The 1,030-nt window shown below is 71.7% G+C and carries 1 protein-coding gene; it reads left to right on the top strand.

All coding sequences use genetic code 11. From position 1 onward, the window contains the following. A partial coding sequence (locus HCN56_RS25655) for a lantibiotic dehydratase (protein WP_209313203.1) occupies window positions 1–1,030 on the top strand: 1,030 nt, incomplete at both ends.

Below are 1,030 nucleotides of genomic sequence, written 5' to 3'. Positions count from 1 at the left end.
GACATCACCCACACCGCATCCCAACGCAACAAAAGCACCCGCACCGCACCCAACCGCTCCCTCCTCTACACCGACACCCGCCGCTCCACCACCGCCACCATCGGCCACACCATCCTCGACGAACTGACGCCGCTGTCCCTGTGCCTGACGGCGGTCGGCTGGCTCACCAGCCGCTACGCCGAGTCGATGCGGGCCCGTATCCGGCAGGCGTTCGACCGGGTGCGTGGGGAGTCCCCGACGACGGACCTCGCGTCGCTGTACTTCGCCTGCCTCCCCGCGCCGCACCCGGATTCGACGGCCGAGGCGGAGCGCGTCCAGGCGGAGCTGCGCGAGCGCTGGGCGCGGATCATCGACGCCCCCGAGGGGGTCCGGCGGGTGCAGCTGCGCTCGGAGGACATCGCGGAGCGGGTGGCGCAGGAGTTCGGCGGTCCCCGAGACGGCTGGTCGCTGTCCCGGTACGTCAGCCCGGACGTCCTGGTCGTCGCCGACAGCACCGACGCCGTGGCCCGCGGCGACTTCTCCCTCGTCCTCGGCGAGCTGCACATCGCGATGAACACCGTGGCCGCGTCGCTCTTCGTGCACCAGCACCCGGCGATCGAGGAGTTGGTCGCGGAGACCACGCGTGACTTCCCCGGCCCGCGGCTGACGCCGATGCTGCCCAAGGAACTGCCGCTGAAGTGGTCGGCCCGCAGCAGGCCGGCGCTGGAACGGAACGAGGACTACGCGGTGGCGCTGGCCGACCACACCGGCGACCCCTACCGCGAGCGCTGCCTGCTCAGCGCGGACGTGACGGTCGCGGACCGGGACGGCCGGCTGACCGCGGTGCTGCCCGACGGTGCGGAGTTCGACGTCCTCGACGTCTTCGGCCATGCCCTCACCAACCGGGTGATGGACCGCTTCGCGTTGCGGCCCGACGCGGACCACGTGCCGCGGGTGACGATCGACCGCATGACCGTCCAGCGCGAGTCCTGGCGCTTCACCGGCGACGACCTCGACTTCGCCGACGAGAAGAACGAAGCCCGCCGCTGGA

Source organism: Streptomyces lonarensis (assembly GCF_012033735.1).
In the GTDB taxonomy this organism is placed as follows: domain Bacteria; phylum Actinomycetota; class Actinomycetes; order Streptomycetales; family Streptomycetaceae; genus Streptomyces; species Streptomyces lonarensis.
Note: the sequence above shows the minus strand (reverse complement) of the source record. Positions and strands in the feature narration are given on the sequence as shown.